Origin of the sequence: Leclercia adecarboxylata, assembly GCF_035787115.1 — a bacterium.
GTDB lineage: Bacteria > Pseudomonadota > Gammaproteobacteria > Enterobacterales > Enterobacteriaceae > Enterobacter > Enterobacter adecarboxylatus_E.
In genome coordinates, this window is the sequence record NZ_JALKTL010000004.1 from 68,422 (window position 1) to 86,448 (window position 18,027).

At 57.1% G+C, this 18,027-nt stretch carries 10 protein-coding genes and 1 pseudogene; 8 read left to right on the forward strand and 3 right to left on the reverse strand.

The window, feature by feature from the left end:
- Window positions 1–67: 67 nt before the first annotated feature.
- Window positions 68–274, forward strand: a complete 207-nt coding sequence (locus MXM41_RS14290; protein ID WP_231600409.1) for an excisionase — start codon at window positions 68–70, stop codon at window positions 272–274.
- Complete coding sequence (locus tag MXM41_RS14295) at window positions 235–1,425, forward strand: site-specific integrase (RefSeq protein WP_156264424.1); 1,191 nt, start codon at window positions 235–237, stop codon at window positions 1,423–1,425. The genes MXM41_RS14290 and MXM41_RS14295 overlap by 40 nt, the downstream gene beginning before the upstream one ends.
- Window positions 1,426–1,643: 218 nt before the next feature.
- On the opposite strand, the gene MXM41_RS14300 is transcribed toward MXM41_RS14295, so the two are convergent.
- Together MXM41_RS14300 and MXM41_RS14305 are read right to left on the reverse strand one after the other, a co-directional pair.
- Window positions 1,644–1,934 (reverse strand): putative quinol monooxygenase, encoded by a 291-nt coding sequence (locus tag MXM41_RS14300; protein ID WP_325932980.1) that lies wholly within the window; start codon window positions 1,932–1,934, stop codon window positions 1,644–1,646.
- Window positions 1,935–1,950: 16 nt separating this feature from the next.
- Entirely contained in the window at window positions 1,951–2,952 is a 1,002-nt protein-coding gene (locus MXM41_RS14305) for a zinc-binding alcohol dehydrogenase family protein (protein ID WP_325932653.1), read from the reverse strand.
- A gap of 172 nt (window positions 2,953–3,124) precedes the next feature.
- On the opposite strand from MXM41_RS14305, the pseudogene MXM41_RS14310 reads away from it, so the two are divergent.
- Window positions 3,125–3,304 (forward strand): annotated as a pseudogene (locus MXM41_RS14310) (LysR family transcriptional regulator); the annotation flags it as partial.
- On the opposite strand, the gene MXM41_RS14315 reads toward MXM41_RS14310, so the two are convergent.
- The gene (locus MXM41_RS14315) at window positions 3,294–3,983 is read right to left on the reverse strand and encodes an N-acetylmannosamine-6-phosphate 2-epimerase (RefSeq protein ID WP_325932654.1); all 690 of its coding nucleotides are present in this window, start codon (window positions 3,981–3,983) and stop codon (window positions 3,294–3,296) included. The pseudogene MXM41_RS14310 and the gene MXM41_RS14315 sit on opposite strands and share 11 nt — an antisense overlap.
- Before the next feature lie 1,011 nt (window positions 3,984–4,994).
- Between MXM41_RS14315 and MXM41_RS14320 the strand changes: the two genes are divergently transcribed.
- From MXM41_RS14320 to MXM41_RS14340, 5 genes are all read left to right on the forward strand, one after another.
- The gene (locus tag MXM41_RS14320) at window positions 4,995–10,415 is read left to right on the forward strand and encodes a peroxidase family protein (protein WP_325932655.1); all 5,421 of its coding nucleotides are present in this window, start codon (window positions 4,995–4,997) and stop codon (window positions 10,413–10,415) included.
- 52 nt (window positions 10,416–10,467) lie between these two features.
- Entirely contained in the window at window positions 10,468–12,231 is a 1,764-nt protein-coding gene (locus tag MXM41_RS14325) for a type I secretion system permease/ATPase (protein ID WP_325932656.1), read from the forward strand.
- On the forward strand, window positions 12,228–13,562 hold the full coding sequence (locus MXM41_RS14330) for an HlyD family type I secretion periplasmic adaptor subunit (protein WP_325932657.1): 1,335 nt from the start codon (window positions 12,228–12,230) through the stop codon (window positions 13,560–13,562). The genes MXM41_RS14325 and MXM41_RS14330 overlap by 4 nt, the downstream gene beginning before the upstream one ends.
- A 237-nt stretch (window positions 13,563–13,799) precedes the next feature.
- A complete protein-coding gene (locus MXM41_RS14335; RefSeq protein ID WP_325932658.1) occupies window positions 13,800–14,354 on the forward strand; it encodes a YceI family protein in 555 nt (184 codons plus the stop codon).
- Between the two features lie 683 nt (window positions 14,355–15,037).
- Entirely contained in the window at window positions 15,038–17,839 is a 2,802-nt protein-coding gene (locus tag MXM41_RS14340; protein WP_325932659.1) for an Ig-like domain-containing protein, read from the forward strand.
- The last annotated feature ends 188 nt before the right edge of the window (window positions 17,840–18,027 follow it).

The window sequence follows — 18,027 nt, forward strand, 5'->3', positions numbered from 1 at the left end:
TCCGTAATGGTTGCGGAACCTGTATCTTTAAAGAGTAACCGGGTGCAGCCGGTAAAGTGGAGGAATTATGCTGAACCTCGATTGTGTCCCTATCTCAACTTATTGCAGTGAAACAGGCGAGACTCTCGAAGCCATCAATAAACGCGTGCAGCGTGGTGTGTGGCGGGAGGGAGTTCAAGTGCTGAAGGTGGAAGGCGTTAAGGAGAGATGGATTGATCTAAGTGAGGTAGCTAAATGGGCAAGACAGAGTCGCCTAAACTCCCGCGCGGCGTGACCATCAGGAAGCACAGCCAGGGTGAAACCATCAATATCACGTTCACTTATAGAGGGGTGAAATGCAGAGAGCCCCTTTCTAATTTGGAAGTGAGCCCCAAAAACTTGAAATACGCCGAGCGTACCCTCGGCGAAATCCATAATCAAATCGAGCGTGGAACATTCGTTTATGCAGAATATTTCCCGCGATCTGCACGGTTAAAATTATTTGGCAATGCGGCCGCTGGAAAGACAATAAAAATGTACCTGGACGAATACATCCACATCTGTGAAACGCGAAAACTTTCGCCGTCTACTATTGGCGGTTATAAAAAATGTCGTAGCGCTCTGGCAGCCCTTCATTCACTGCCTGCAAGCGAGCTGACGCCGGCTGCGATGAAAGCATGGATCCAGAGCCGCACCACTACGCTAAAGACAATTCGCAACCAGCTTTCTTTCCTGCGCTCAGCGCTTGACGAGGCTGTAACAGATGGCGTGCTCCAACTCAACCCGGTATCTCTGGTAACGGCATCCCGGTATCAAAGCGACAAATCGACTGCTGACAGCGACTATATTGTCGATCCGCTTTCACCAGCAGAAGTAGATGCCCTCCTCTCCTCTGCCGGTAATAAGCAGTGGGAAAACCTGTTTATGTTCGCTATCCAGACGGGTTTGCGCAGTTCCGAATTATGCGCGCTGCGCTGGCGCGATATCGACTTCATCGGGAAGACTGCGCACGTTCAGAACGCGAGTGTAGTTGGCGTTATTAAGGGGACGAAAACAAAGGCAGGAACACGCAAAGTAGAACTTAACGATGTGGCGATGGCAGTGCTGGCGAATCAGAAAACTTTCACCTTCATGAAAGACGCAACGATATTCGAGGATCCGAAAACGAATAAGCCGTGGGCCAGCGCAGACGCGATCCGCAAAAAAGCTTGGGTCCCAACTTTACGTAAGGCGGGGATTAGGTACCGCAACCCTTACCAGACCCGGCATACATTTGCGACGCGCCACATCAGCCAGGGCGCCAACCTTTTCTGGCTCGCCGGACAGATGGGCCATAAGGGGCCGGAGATGCTCTTCAGGCATTACGGATCTTATTTGAAAGAGTACGACGGAAACACTGAGCGAAGACCACTACTAGCCAGTGGCGGGACACGAAAGGAGCCGTAAAGGAGCCGCGCGGATTTTTATGGGAAATTAATTCATATTTATTAGTGGATTAAAAACTTTCGGACACGGGTTCAACTCCCGCCAGCCCACCAAAATTCTTTGTTGATGGTCACCAGAGCCTGATACGAAGTCCTGAAAGCCCGCAATGCGGGCTTTTTTGTTTCTACCGTCTCTCTGTTCCAGTACTCCAACCTTCCCTGCGTCTCTTAACAGAACCCTTAAGGCTCTACCGCCGTCAGGTAATCCAGTCGCAGCGGCTCCGCCAGCAACTCATCCATCTGCAGGATAAAGGCCTGGAAATGGGGCAGCGCAATGTGAGCCTCTAATGCCTGCTGGCCTCGCCAGGCTTCCCGGACGTAAAACATATCTGGCGTGTCGCGCAGCTCAAACAGCTGATACTCAACGTTGCCGGGCTCCTGACGGGTCGGCAGCAACAGCGCCTGTAAGGCCATCTTCAGCGCGTCACGCTTGCCGGGCTTCGCTTTCAGAACCGCAATAAGCGAGATGATGTCAGAGGAGGCCATCTCAGAACCCTTCCAGCACAATCTTCCCGACCGCACGCCCGGTTTCGAGCTGCGCATGGGCCTTCTGCACGTTCGCTGCAGTAATGGCTCCGTAGTGCTCACCCAAGGTTGTAGTGATCACCTGCTCATCAATCAGCGTTGCAACGCGGGTCAAAAGCTGGTGCTGGGCGATCATATCCTGGGTTTCAAACATTGAGCGGGTAAACATAAACTCCCAGTGCAGGGAGATACTCTTCGTCTTCAGCGGGCGGGCATCCAGCGTCTCAGGATCGTCAATCAGCGCCAGTTTACCCTGCGGTGCCAGCACCTTGATGATCTCTGCATAATGCGCAGCGGTGTGGTTCAGGCTGGCGACATGGGTTACCTCGTTGATCCCCGCAGCGGCCAGCGCTTCGGAAAGCGGTTTGCTGTGATCGATAACATGATGCGCTCCCGCTTCCCGCACCCACTGCTGGCTTTCCGGGCGTGACGCCGTACCTACCACAGTCATTTTCGTCAGCTTGCGCGCCAGCTGCACCAGGATGGAGCCCACCCCGCCCGCAGCGCCGACGATCAGCAGCGTGTCGCCTTCGTTGCCCTGCTCCTGAACGCCCAGTCGATCGAAGAGCATCTCCCACGCGGTGATGGCGGTTAACGGCATCGCGGCAGCGGCCGCGTTATCCAGGGTTTTGGGCTTCAGGGCGACTATACGCTCGTCCACCAGCTGAAACTCGCTGTTGCTGCCTGCCCGTCCCAGCGCACCGGCATACCAGACTTCATCCCCCGGGGCGAAAAGCGTCACCGCCTCGCCCACCGCGGCAACAATACCCACCGCGTCCCAGCCGAGAACGCGCGGCGTATCGCCCGTAAAGCCGGAACGGACTTTGGTATCCACCGGGTTAACGGAGATGGCTTTCACTTCAATCAGCAGATCGTGTCCTGTCGCCACCGGCTGCGGTAATTCAATATCCTGCAGGAACGCGATGTTGTCAGGGGCGGAACGGGTAATGGCAATGGCTTTCATAATCTCTCCGGCATTTTAGGGTGTGGGTCGTAATAATTGGATGGTAAAGCGAAGCTGTGACGGGAAAAATAGCTTCGCGAAGACAAGACCTATACTCGGGAGATGAAAATGGCTCGGCTTGAAGATGTGTCATTATTCGTGCGGGTCCCGGTGCTGAGCAGTTTCAGCGATGCGGCGCGTACTGGTGGCCTCCCCCGCGTGGATCGCCCGCCACGGCGAGCCGTCTCATCCCGACGAGTTAAGCCGGATCAACGCTCTGACCTTTGTCCTGCGCGGGCGCCTCCACGACCGCTGGACCTTTTACCATGACGGCGAAATGCACAGCGTGCAGGCCAGGAAGCTCATTTTATCGCTCTCTGTAATGCATCCCGATACCACGCACAGATATGTTCCAGCCGGGTGATGGCGGAACCTACCGTCACGGTCCATGCCCCTTGCCCGATAGCCTGCGCCGCCAGCGCCGGTGAGTTATAACGCCCTTCGGCTACCACCCGACAACCGGCCTGACTAAGCGAGGCCACCAGCGCCAGGTCCGGTGCCGTGGGCGTCACCTCAGACGTGTAGCCCGAAAGCGTGGTACCAATCAACTCCGCTCCCTGCTGATGGCAGTAGAGCCCCTCTTCCAGCGAGGCGCAATCCGCCATCGCGATCAGCTGATGTTGCCGGATGCGGGCCAGCAGAGCGTCAATCGGCACCGGGCGCAGACGCTGCGTACCGTCAAAGGCAATAATGCTGGCACCGGCCTCTGCCAGGGCATCCACATCCTCCAGCCAGGGGGTGATGCGCACCGGGAAGTCGGGGAGATCGCGCTTCACAATGCCAATAACCGGCACGCTTACAAGAGCGCGCACCGCCCGCAGGTTGGCAATACCTTCGATACGCAGCGCCACGGCGCCCGCCTGCTCCGCCGCCAGCGCCATCGCCGCGATGATTTCCGGCTTATCCATCGGGCTCTGCGGTACCGGCTGACAGGAGACGATCAGCCCGCCCTGAGCTTTGACTTTTGCATCCAGTTGATTCAGTAACAACATGACACCTCCATCAAAAATTCAGGTTCTCAGGCAACCTCTCTCGCCCTTCCCCAACGCTTTAAGGTACTTCCGGACGTTCAGCACGTCTCATTGTTATCACTATAATAAAATCTGAATAATTCTCAATTGCATATTAACCACTGTTTATATTGACTCGCCGTCAGTTTTATCCTTATTTATTTTTACCAACCATTCAACTATTACTTCGCAGGATAATATTGTTCCCGCGACTGAGTAATTAACAACGCAAAAACTTTGGTTAAATACTCCTGTCAGTTAACAGAAGTTGATAAAAAAGAAATTTCGAAAACATAGACAATGCTGTTTAAAATGTACAAGTCTGCGCAACCGGTTACATTGACAACAACCGCTGGCATTAATTTTCCTGCCTCGTTAAACCTCTGCTATCGCCTACAAAAAGAGTATACCAGCCTTATTTTTTCTTTTCATTTACAATCACCTGGAAAAAATGTTAAGCATGGCGTTTTTTTTAATAAGCCTGCGAAGAATTTTAAATAACCTTTACCTGCCCTCCCTTGCCGTCTTATTTTCATTTAATGCTATTTAAAATGGCGTAGAAAAATAATAAACCAATCCCAAAGCGCTCATAAAAAAGCATTATTGTTGGAAGATAAAGACATTCCATAGTTATCTCCATAGCGGGACTGTAACATGTGATAACACTTTTACACATCCATTAAGCCGCGCTAAAACATTGTCATGCCTGCGATCCCAATCCTTTGAATATCTCTGCGTATTCGAAGCGTTGAGTCCGTTAGTGATTTTATTTATCCCTTCACAGGAGGGATAAATAAACTTACCCAAAATTCTCTCCCCACAATCCCGGAAAAACCGGGCGAAAGGGTATTGTCATTAACGACTTAACACGGAGCGCATTAATGCAATTACCAACAAAAAATTAATCCCGTATGACCCGGCGCATTCTTTTCGCACGTTTTTTATACAGCGAAAGCGAATGATGATAGCGATTCAAGACTGAGGTAAAAAGTTATGGCTGAACAATATGATTTTACCGTCACGCTGCATGACCTCGAATTTATTCTGAAGCAGATCAAGATCTCCGAATCGGCCACCAGAGCCGATGGCACCATTGACGGCGATGCGCTGCGTGATGCCGTAGGCGACCCGCTGCTGCCCTACGGGATACGTACGGTGGATGGCTCGTGGAACAACCTGATCCCCGGCCAGGAAATGTACGGCTCCGCCGACCAGACCATGCCAAGGCTGATACCGCTGGATCTGCAAGCCATCATGAACGATCCCGAGCTGGCAAAATATCTGAGCGCCTCCGGCCCCAACAGCATGGTGACGGATTCCGATCCGCGTACCATCAGTAATATTATTTCCGACCAGAGCGCCAATAACCCGGCGGCAGTAGAGGCGGCGGAGGGGCTGGCAGACGCCCCCGGCGGCGGTACCAGTGAAAATGGCAGCCTGTCTATTCCCAACCTCTCCCCGGATATCGGTCTCTCCCCGGCCTTTAACGGCTGGATGACCTTTTTCGGCCAGTTCTTTGACCACGGTCTGGATCTGATCCCCAAAGAGGGCAACGGGATCGTCTTTATCCCGTTAATGCCTGACGATCCGCTGTATGTCCCCGGCTCACCAACTAACTTCATGCTCCTCACCCGGGCGAAGGTGGATGCCACCCATAACACCGTTAACACCACCACCCCGTGGATAGACCAGAACCAGACCTACACCTCCCATCCGTCGCACCAGATTTTCCTGCGCGAATACACCATGATCGACGGTAAACCGGAGCCAACCGGCCATCTGCTGGATGGCGCGCACGGGATCGCCACCTGGGGTGAGGTCAAGGCCCATGCCCTGCAGTTCCTCGGCATTCAGCTGACCGATGCGGATATTTTCAACGTGCCGCTGCTGGCCACCGATCGCTACGGCAACCTGATGCTAAGCGCCAACGGCAAGGTGCAAATTGTCACCCTCCACGGGCTGGTTGAAGCCAACGGTGGCGTACTGCCGCCGGACACGCTGCGTACTGGCCACGCCTTCCTCGACGATATTGCCCATACTGCGGTGCCAAAACTTGACGCTAACGGCAACCTGCTGCAGGACGCCGACAATCTGATCAACGGTACGGTGGAAGCGGGCACTTACGATAACGAACTGCTCGATCGCCACTTCATCACCGGCGACGGTCGCGGCAACGAAAACATTGGCTTAACCGCGGTGCACTCGGTGTTCCACGACGAACATAACCGCCTGGTGGAGCAGTATAAAACCACCCTTCTGGGGTCGGGCGATATCAACCTGATCAACCAGTGGCTGATGCCGAACCATCAGATCACAGAGATCCCGGCGGACACCAGCACCCTGGTTTGGAACGGCGAATACCTGTTCCAGGCCGGTCGCTTCACCACCGAGATGGAATACCAGCATCTGGTATTCGAAGAGTTCGCCCGGGCGGTACAACCGGCAGTTGACCCGTTTGTCTTCTCGAACACCGCCGACATCAACCCGGCCATCTTCGCGGAGTTCGCTCACGTGGTGTACCGCTTCGGCCACTCGATGCTGACGGAGACCGTGGATCGCACCACTTTTGATATGCAAAGCGACGACCTCGGTCTGATTCAGGCCTTCCTCAATCCGCTGGCCTTCGATAATAACGGCTCGCTGGATAATCAGGCGGCCATCGGCGCCATCGTGCGCGGCATGACCCGTCAGGTGGGGAACGAGATCGACGAGTTCCTGACCGGGGCGCTGCGTAATAACCTGGTCGGCCTGCCGCTGGATCTCGGTGCGCTCAACATCGCCCGCGGTCGCGACACCTTTATGCCGACCCTCAACCAGGCCCGGGAACAGTTCTTCGAACTCACCGGCAACAGCGAACTGAAGCCCTATGAGAGCTGGGCTGATTTCGCCGCGAACCTGAAAAATACCGCCTCGATCCTCAACTTTATGGCCGCCTACGGCCAGCATCAGCTGATCCTCAACGCCCAGACCATCGCCGAAAAACGCGCGGCGGTCGAATTCCTGCTGTTTGGCCCGGCCGACGATGCCACCCGCGCCGACGCCTTTGATTTCTTCAACAGCACCGGCGCGTGGGCGAACAAAGAGTCCGGCCTGAACATGGTCGACTTCTGGATTGGCGGCCTGGCCGAACGGAAAATGGAGTTCGGCGGCATGCTTGGCTCTACCTTCAACTTCGTCTTCGAAACCCAGATGGAGATGTTGCAGGACGGGGACCGCTTCTACTACCTGAGCCGCACACAGGGGCTGAACATGCTCAACCAGCTGGAGGCCAACTCCTTTGCCGCACTGGTGATGCGTAACAGCGACCTCGGCAATGAAGGCTCTTCCCACGTCCACGCCAAACTGTTTATGACCCCGGACCATGTGCTGGAGGTGAACACCGCGGTGCAGATGGGGGCCGATCCCAAATGGGGGAACGCCATTAAGGATCTGCTCACCCCGCTGGTGGTACGTAAGGCGGCCGGGGCGGATGTCGACGGCGACGGCAAGGCGGACGGCGCGTACCTCAAATATATCGGTGGCGGCCACGTGGTGCTCGGCGGCTCGGCCGGAAACGACACCTTAATCGGCGGTCTGGGCATTGACAGCCTGTGGGGTGACGGCGGCAACGACCGTCTCGACGGCGGCGATGAAGCCGATACCGTGCACGGCGGCGACGGCGACGACATCATCACCGACACCGGTACGCCGGTGGGCGGCGCTGATTTCCTGCACGGCGATGCCGGGAACGACGTCATCTTCTCCGGCAACGGTAACGACCTGAGCTTCGGCGGCAGCGGGCAGGACTTTATTGTCGTCGGCGAAGATGCGCAGGAGGTGTTTGGCGGGCTGGATAATGACTTCATCCTCGGTGGCTCCGGCGGCGATGCGCTGATGGGCAACGAAGGTGACGACTGGATTGAGGGCGGCGACGGCTTTGACTCCCTGACGGGCGAAAACTCCGAGCTGTTCTTTAACAGCACCATCATTGGCCACGATGTGCTGAACGGTCAGGGCAACGACACCGACTACGACGGCGAAGCGGGCGATGACATTATGGTGCAGGGCGCCGGCATCCAGCGTAACAACGGCATGGCGGGCTTTGACTGGGCTATCCACAAGGGCGACGTGGTCGGGGCCAACTCCGACCTCGGCATTCCGATCTTCGTTAACCAGCAGGAGTTTATCCTGCGCGATCGCTTCGACCTGGTGGAAGGGCTGTCCGGCTGGAAGTTTGACGACGTGCTCACCGGCACCGACCAGCCCATCGGCACCGCCCCCGTACAGGGCACCCCGCTGTCCAACAACCTCACCCTGGAAGGGGTCGCACGGATCAACGGGCTGGATAAGGTGGTCGGCAACACGCTCATCAACGGTGCCGTGGATGGCGTAGTGCTGAACCCGGACAACGGTGCGGACATCCTCCTCGGCGGCGGCGGCAGCGATCGCATTATGGGCAAAGCCGGTGACGACATCATCGATGGCGATGCCTGGCTGAACGTGCGTATCGAAGTCCGGGACGCGAATGGCGCGGTGATCAAGAGCGCCGACAGCATGAACGAGCTCAAAGCCGAAATGCTGAACGGCACGCTGAACCCGGGCCAGCTGCACATTGTGCGTGAGATCCTCTATGACGGAAACACGGGTGAAACCGACATCGCGCTCTACCGCGACGTCAACGGTAACTACAACTTCATCCGCAACGCCGATGGCAGCCTGACGGTTAACCATGCCACCGTCTCTGCCAACCTGCCGCTCGGTGACGGTACCGACCGTCTGCTCAATATCGAGAAACTGGAGTTTGGCGACAACACCCAGCTGTGGGTAACGGCGCAAAAAGCCACGGGCAGCGTCGATATCAGCAACAAGGCACCTGCCGTGGGGGATCTGCTGCGGGTGAATACCTCTGCCCTGGCGGATGGTAACGGTCTGGCCGACAACCTGCCGATCACCTACACCTGGCAGGCGCTGATTGGCGGCCAGTGGCGCGACCAGGCCACCGGCACCGAGTTCCGGGTGGGGAATAACCTCTCCGGCGCGCAGCTGCGGGTCACCGCCAGCTTCACCGACCGGATGGGCGATGCAGAATCCCTCATTTCTGACATCACCAGCGCGGTAGGCCCTCGCGATCAGCCAACCCGCGGCGTGCCGGTCATCAGCGACCTGACCCCAACCCGCACCCAGACCCTGACGGCTGACGTCTCGGGCATCACCGATGGCGATGGCCTGACCAACGGTAACAACTTCCGCTACCAGTGGCAGATGAGTCTGGGCCAGGGCTTCGTCAACATTGCCGGGGCCACGGCGGCAACCTTTACCCCGACCCAGGCACAGGTTGAGCGGCAGCTGCGGGTGATCGTCACCGTCACCGACGATGAGGGCAACCCGTCCGTGACCCTGACCTCCGCCCCAACCCAGCTGGTGGGCAACATCCAGGTGGGGAGTGGCGCAGGGAATACCCTGTTCGGCACCGCCGGCAGCGACTACATCGACGGTGGCGCGGGTAACGATACCCTGTTCGGCCTGGCGGGCGATGACGTGCTGATTGGCGGAACGGGTAACGACACGCTGGACGGCGGCGCGGGTGCCGACCAGATGGCGGGAGGCGTCGGTAACGATACCTATGTCGTGGATAACGCAGGCGACGTCATCACCGAGGAGGCCAATGCCGGAACCGATAGCGTTCAGGTCAGCGCCGCCAGCTACGTGATGGGGGATAACCTCGAGAACCTGACCTACACCGGGACGGGCAACTTCAACGGCACCGGCAACGCGCTGGCCAACACCATGACGGGCGGCAGAGGGAACGACACCCTGAACGGGATGGATGGCGACGATACGCTGTTCGGCCAGGCCGGGAATGACACCCTGACCGGCGGTAACGGCAACGATCTCATGGACGGCGGCCAGGGGGCTGACGCCATGACCGGCGGTCTCGGCAACGACATCTATCAGCTTGATAACGCCGGCGATACGGTCACGGAGGGGGTCAACGGCGGCAACGATACCGTGAGAACCACGCTGACCACCTACACGCTGGCGGAAAACGTGGAGGTGCTCTCCTTTACCGGCATCGGCGGCTTCAACGCAACCGGTAACGCCCTGGCAAACACCATTACCGGCGGCTCCGGGGTAGACCGGATCAACGGCGGTGGCGGCAATGACACCCTGACCGGTAACGGCGGCAACGATACCTATGTCTTTGGCGCCAGCTTCGGGCAGGACGTGATTACCGATTTCGACAGCAACGCTGCGGGCGGTCAGGATCTGATCAACCTGGCGGGAAGAGGTCTGACTGCGGCTAATTACGCCAACAGCATCACGATGACCGCAAATGGTACGTCTACCGTCCTGAGCTTCGCCAGCGGGGAACGGATCACCTTATTGAATACGACGGTGAGTGCAATAACGGCAACGGATTTCCAGTTCAGTTAACGCACAGCGTAAACCCATAACAAGACCTCATTGATTTAATAAGGAGCACCCTATGCCGCGCCAGTATAAGTCAACAGAACTGAAAAATGCCCTGAGGGGAACCAGGCCTGCATTTATTACCCTGCTCTTTTTTGGCAGTGTCATAAATATGCTTATGCTGGCGCCGGCAATTTATATGCTACAGGTGTACGACCGGGTTCTGGCCAGCCAGAACACCACCACCCTGCTGATGTTAACGCTGCTGATCGTCGGGCTGTATATGGTTATCGGGATGATTGAGTTTGCCCGCTCCAGCGTGATGACCCGGCTTGGCAACCGGCTGGATGTAAAATTAAACCAGCTGGTATTTAACGCCGCCTTTAAGCGCAAAATTGCCACCGGGGATAATAACCCGGCGCAGGCGCTGAACGAGCTGGCACAAATTCGCCAGATCCTCTCCGGCAACAGCTTATTTGCCCTGCTCGATATTCCCTGGACGCCGTTCTATTTGCTGGTGGCGTTCCTGGTGCATCCCCTGCTGGGTTATCTGTCGCTGGGCGGGATCCTTATTTTGCTCTGCCTGACTGTCTTAACGGAGCTCTGCACCAAAACGCCGATTCAGCAGGCGCATATGCTGAGCGTCAGTAATTCGATCATTCTGAATAAGCAGCTGCAGAACTCCGACACCATTGAAGCCATGGGGATGCTCGCCACCCTGAAAAACCACTGGCTGGAAGGACACAGCAAAGTGATGGTGTTACAGACCCACATTGCCGATAAATCCGCGGTCTTCAGCAGCCTGAGCCGGTTTGTCCGCGTGCTGCTGCAGTCCATCTCGCTGGGAGCCGGTGCCCTGCTGGTCATTGCGGGTGAAATCACCCCCGGGCTGATGATTGCCGCCTCTATTATTCTCGGTCGCGTGCTGAGCCCGGTGGAACAGATCATCGGCAGCTGGAAACAGTTTGTGCAGTTCCGCAGCGCCTGGAAACAGCTCACCAGCCTGCTGGAGGCGTATCCGGCGCCCAAAGCGAACCTTACCCTGCCCGCGCCGAAAGGCATCATCAGCGTCGAAGGCATATTCGCCGCCCCGCCGGGGCAGAAAATCGCCACGCTGCGTAACGTCTCGTTCCAGCTCGAACAGGGCGAGGTGCTGGGGATCATCGGGCCGTCCGCTTCCGGTAAAAGCTCGCTGGCAAAATTGCTGGTGGGCGTATGGCATCCGCTGAGCGGCAAAGTGCGGCTGGACGGTGCCGACATTTGCCAGTGGGATAAAACCCTGCTCGGCCCGTCGATGGGCTACCTGCCACAGGACGTGGAGCTGTTTGACGGCTCCATCGCCCAGAACATTGCCCGCTTCGGCCCCGCCGACAGCGCAGCGATCGTCGCCGCCGCCCAGCTTGCCGGGGTCCACGAGATGATTTTACGGCTGCCGCAGGGCTACGACACCCCACTCGGCGCCAGCGGCCACCAGCTCTCCGGCGGCCAGCGCCAGCGCATCGGCCTGGCCCGGGCGGTCTATAACAACCCCGCCTTTATCGTCCTTGATGAGCCTAACGCCAACCTCGATGACGCCGGAGAGATGGCCCTGATCAAGGCGATTAACACCCTGCGTACCCAGGGGCAAACGGTGGTGCTGATCTCCCATCGCCCGACCCTGCTCGGGGTGGTGAATAAAGTGCTGCTGATTAATGAAGGCGCCGTCCAGGCGTTCGGCCCGCGCGAGCAGGTGTTTGCCAACCTGCGCCAGGCCAACATGCTCAAATCGGTACCCGTCGCCCCTGCCAGCGAAGCCCCGGCCGCTGAAAGCCATCAACCTCAACGTGAGGCATTATCATGAAAAACAACAAAAAAAGCCCGGCAATGCCAGACGACCAGACAGTCGATATCAATATCTGGCCACCGCTGATTCGCGGTCTGGCGGTGATCGTTATTGCGGTGGGCGGATTTCTGCTCTGGGCGGTGAAAGCGCCGCTGGATGCCGGGGTAGTGGCCGACGGGACGGTGACGGTCTCCAGCCACCGCAAAACCATTCAGCACTTAAGCGGTGGCCGGGTAACCGATATCTATATGAAAGAGGGGGAAGTGGTGAAAAAGCACCAGGTTCTGATGCGCCTCGACCCCCTGCAGCTGGACATGCGCTACAGCGCGTTAAGCGCCCAGTATATTTCGGCGAAAACCAGCGAGGACCGCCTGCTGGCAGAACGCAACGGCGCGGATGCCATTACGTTCAGCGACGCGCTGGTGAAGAACTTTGCCGGTAACAAACGTCTGGCCGAGAGCCAGCAGTTACAGGCCAGACTCTTTGAGACCCGGCGGAAAAACATTCAGGATGAGCTTTCGATGATCGAAGAGTCTCTTGACGGACTGGTCGGACAGACGGAGAACCTGAATAAAATTAAGGGCTATCGCGAGCACCAGTTCACGCTGATCAATAAAGAGCTGGGGGCCATCCGGGCGCTCAGCGAGAAGAACTACTACCCGAAAGCCCAGCTGATGGTGCTGGAGCGTGAGGCCGCAGAGATCTCCAGTACCGTTTCAGAAGATATTCTCAACATCGCCAAACTGAAGTCGCAGCAAAATGAACTGCGGATCAAAGCCTTCCAGGTGCAGCACCAGTACCAGCGGGAGGTGGAGTCTGAGTTAACCCTCAAGCAAAAAGAGGTGGCGATGCTGGAGGATGAGCTGCAATCGACCCGTCACGAGCTGGATAATACCGTCATCCGCTCCCCGATTGACGGGATTGTGCTGGATGTCAAAGTCAGCACCGTGGGCGGGGTGATCCAGCCGGGCGAACAGCTGATGGATATCGTCGCCGCCGGGCAGCCGCTGCAGATCGACGCCAGAATCCCGGTGCAGGCCATCGATAAAATGGCGCCAGGGCTGACCGTTGACGTGCTCTTCCCGGCGCTGAACCACGCCCTGCTGCCGTCGGTGCCTGCCCGGGTGCTCACGGTCTCGGCCGATCGTCTGATCGATAAAGTGACCCAGCAGCCCTACTACCTGGCCGAAGTGCAGGTCTCCCCGGAGGGGGTGCGCCTGCTGCGCCATCACAAGATTAAAGCCGGGATGCCCGCCAGCGTGACGATTAAAACCGGGGAACGTACCTTCCTGAACTACCTCTTTAAACCGTTGCAGGCGCGGCTGGAGCTGGCGTTTAAGGAGATTTGATACCAGCAGGCTGCCGTTTTATAAGCCGGGTAAGGCGTAGCCGCCACCCGGCGTTGTCGCACCGCTCAACAAAAGCTTATGAAACGGTTAACCCGACACAAACCCATATTTAACAATATCCTGAAACACCTTGCCGAGGTTCTCCCCTGTTTCTACGCTTATCTCACGCAGGGCAAACGCCGAATAACCTGCGATCTGCTGCGTTAACGTTTTGTCCGTCAAAGGGAGAGCCACCCTATGCTGCGCCTCATGCTTCTGCTGGTCGTCACGCTCATGTGCCCGTCGCTGTACGCAGCGCCCGTCGTATATGCCATCGACACGCAGAAGACCGCCATTAAGCTCTCATGGCGAGCCTTTGGCGGCATCCTGTCATGGGCGCATCTCAATGGGGTGACGGGGACGGTGACGCTGAATCCGGACAACGAATTTGACGATCGCATCAGGGTGACCGTACCGGTCGCCACGCTCCAGGCATCCAACAACCTGCTCACCTGGCAGCTGAAAAGCGACATGTTTTTTGACGCCGCCCGCTACCCGACCATCACCTTTACCAGCACCCGGGTGGTGAAACTCGGCGCGGATCGTTACCGCGCGTTCGGCACGCTCACCGTCCGGGAACTCAGCCGCCCGGTGATCCTTGATGCCACGTTCGATCCCCTGTCAGAAGAAACGATCGCGCTACATGCCACTACCGAAATCTCACGCTCGGCGTATAAGATGGATCGCTTTGCGCTGGTGGTGGACGATCGCATCGCAATTGCGATTGCGATCCAGGCGATGCGACGCCCGTAAATCTTCCACTTCATGCGATAATATTTATTAATAATTGCCCCGGTAAAAATCCCCGCCTGTTCTATACTGCTTTTCAGAAAATAGTAAACGCAAGATAAATAGTACGAATGTCGTAGAGCGTTTCGCAGAAGGCGTTATTCACAAGAGAAAAAATCATACCTTTGTATTATTCAAAAACACAGTAAAGCTTCTATTACCCAGTCGCAAAAATATAACTCAGACTGTCCTGACGCGCCCTCACATTTAATAAATAAAATCCTCTTCAGCGATTAAATTTGTGATCGCCCGCAACCTTCGGGATCATTACTCCGCATAAAAAAGTTTCACACTTAAAAAATTAATACTATAAATCAATAAGTTAAAAGCAACCCCTAACGATACCCTCTTGTTAATTTGGCTTTTTCTCGGTTAAGCGAGCGGCAATTTTATATTTACCGCTTCGCCATTTGCGCTTTTGGTCCTTTCTGGCTATATCCTTTAATGCACTCATAAAACGCCAGCAATATTTATAACAGGGATGGCAATCATCACGCCTGCGCAAAAAACAACAAAGTCGCAGATAAAACTATTTCAGCAGGTCACTATTTCTGACAAATAGTGTCGCTTTGCGAACGCTTAAAATCTGCTGCAAAAAATGATTTAAACACACAGCAATTCATTACACTCTGTTGGGAGTTATACAAATGAGTAAATTCACTGTCATCTCCAGACTGACCCATCAAGAAACAGTCGCAGAAGGTAACCAGATCTTTCTGGGCGAGGATTCCGTCGTTAAGCTCGAGGCCGGCAGGGGCGATATTGCCAGTTACTCCCGCAGCAATAACGATCTGCTGGTGAGGATGACCAACGGCGAAACCGTGACGCTGAAGAACTACTACGTCAACGACCACCAGCTGGTGCTGAATGAAAACGGGGCGCTGTGGTGGATTGAAGACCCGCTGGCGGTTGAGCGTTATCAGTCGATCCCCACCACCGATGCGCTGCTGGCGGGCAACGTCAGCAGCTCGTCGGGTGATACCCCCATCTGGCCGTGGGTGCTCGGCGGCGTGGCCGCCGCAGGCGGTATTGCGCTGGCGGCAGGCGGTGGCGGCGGCGGCGGGGGTGGCGGTGACGATCGTATCGATCCGGGTCCGGTCTCGCTCGATACCACCCCACCCGCCGCGCCAACTAACCTGCATTTCGCCAACGGCAATACCCAGCTGCTCGGCAGCGCCGAAGCCAACAGCTCGGTGACCGTCACTGACGCCAGCGGTAACGTAGTGGGCAAAGCCAAAGCCAACGGCAATGGTGAATTTACCGTCGAGCTGGGGGTTCCCTACACCAACGGCGAGACCCTGACGGCCAAAGCCACCGACGGCTCCGGCAACGTCAGCCCGCCCACCAGCATTACCGCTGCGGATACCACACCGCCGGATGCGCCAATGATTATTATTGCTGACGACGATGTCGGCAGCCTGACCAGCGCGCTGAACAGCGATCAGACCACCGACGATCCGCGCCCGGTCTTTAGCGGCAGCGGTGAGGCCGGTTCAACCATTACAATTTATGACAACGGCAAAAACATCGGCAGCACGGTGGTGAACAGCGACGGCAGCTGGACCTTTACCCCCACCGCCGATCTCGCTAACGGTTACCATGAGATCACCGCCAGCGCCACCGACCCCGCAGGCAATACCAGCCCGGACTCGCCGGCGTTCAACCTCACCATTGATACCGTCGCCCCAGGTGCGCCGGTTCTGCAGGTGATGGATAACGAGGGCAACGTCCAGGGGTTCGTCACCGCCGGCGGCTTTACCGATGCTAACCAGCCGGAGCTAAGCGGCACCGGCGATCCCGGCAGTACCATTACCCTCTACCACAACGAACTGCTGATAGCGGAAATCATCGTCGCAGACAACGGCGCCTGGAGCTATACCCCTGTTGAACCGCTGACCGAAGGCCAACATGCCTTCACCCTGACGGAGACGGATGTCGCGGGCAACCTGAGCCCCTCCTCCGCGCCCTTTGAATTTACCGTCGATCGTACGCCTCCGGCTGCACCGAGTGGCCTTGCGATCGATGCCACAGGTACCACCCTCACCGGTAGCGCCGAGCCATACTCGACGGTTACGGTCACCAACGACCTGGGCGAAAGCCTGGGCACGGCCACGGCGGACGTCAACGGCGCATTTACGCTGACCCTGACCCCGGCGCAGGTCAACGGCGAAACGCTGAGCGCCGTCGCCACTGACCGGGCCGGAAACGAAGGTCCTGAGGCGCCGCTGACCGTGCCGGATAGTACCGCCCCGGCGGCACCAACGGCCCTCACCGTCGCCGAAACGGGCGACAGCGTGAGCGGTGAAGCAGAAACCAACGCGCGCATCTCGGTACGCGACGCCACGGGACAGGAGATTGGTACCGGCACCGTAGAGGCCGACGGCACCTTCACCGTTAATATCTCACCTGCCCAGCTCAACGGCGAGGTACTAACGGTCTACGCCTTCGACACCGCCAACAACCCGAGCCCGCCCGCCCAGGCCACCGCCCGCGACGCGACGCCACCGGACGCCCCTGCCGAGCTGGATATCTCCGACGATGGCCTGACGCTCACCGGCATCGCGGAAGCAGGCAGCAAAGTGGTCATCATGGAGGGCACCACAAGACTCGGCGAAATGGATGCTGATGAATCAGGCAACTTCTCCTTTACGCTGCCCAGCGCCAGGCTGAACGGCGAGATCATGAGCCTTACCGCTACCGATCGGGCGGGCAACACCAGCGATCCCAGTACGGTCGAAGCCGATGACACGACCCCACCGGCCACCCCCATTATTACCGACGTGGCAGATAATGTGCCGGACATGACCGGTACAGTCGTGAGCGGGACGTTAACCGACGATCGCACGCCGACGATCTCCGGTACCGGTGAGATTGGCACCAAAATTTTTGTCTATAGCGAGGCCATTCAAATCGGGATGACGGAGGTCGACGCTTCAGGCAACTGGTCTTTCCAGGTGCCGGCAAGCCTGACCGATGGGTCCCACACTCTCACCGCCGATGCCGTTGACCGCCGCGGTAATCACAGCCTGATCTCCGATACCTGGACGATTAACGTCGATCCGGCAGCCCCGAACCCGCCGACCACACCGGTCGCCACCGCGGCGTTTGCCCAAAGTGAGGAGCCATCGGTAAGTACCCTGAGCGCCAGTACCACCGGCGATACGTTGATTTACAACGTGCTCAGCGATAACGGGAGCGGTCACGTCAGTAACTTCTCGCTGGCGGAGGGAGACAAAATCGACATCAGCGAGCTGCTGGTCGGCTGGAGTGGCGATAGCGCCACGCTGGGGGATTATCTCCACGTCAGCAGCAGCGAGGGCAACACGACGATCGGGATCGACCGGGATGGCGCTGGCACAACCTTTGCGCCGGCCACGCTGGTGACGCTGGATGATGTGCAGACCACCTACGAGGAGCTGGTGAACCAGAACCATATTATTACCGGTTAACGATAGCTACATGCCGGGTAACGCCTGCGCTTTACCCGGCATGCAAAAAGACAACCCGTCGTTCTATTTTGCTAATAATGTGACCCTGCCTGCGTAATGATATTTCTACCAAATATCCTGGTTGCCTTAAGTTATACGCCCATCTAAATAGCACAGTTTTCCATTAATTCAATGGCTAAAAATTAATA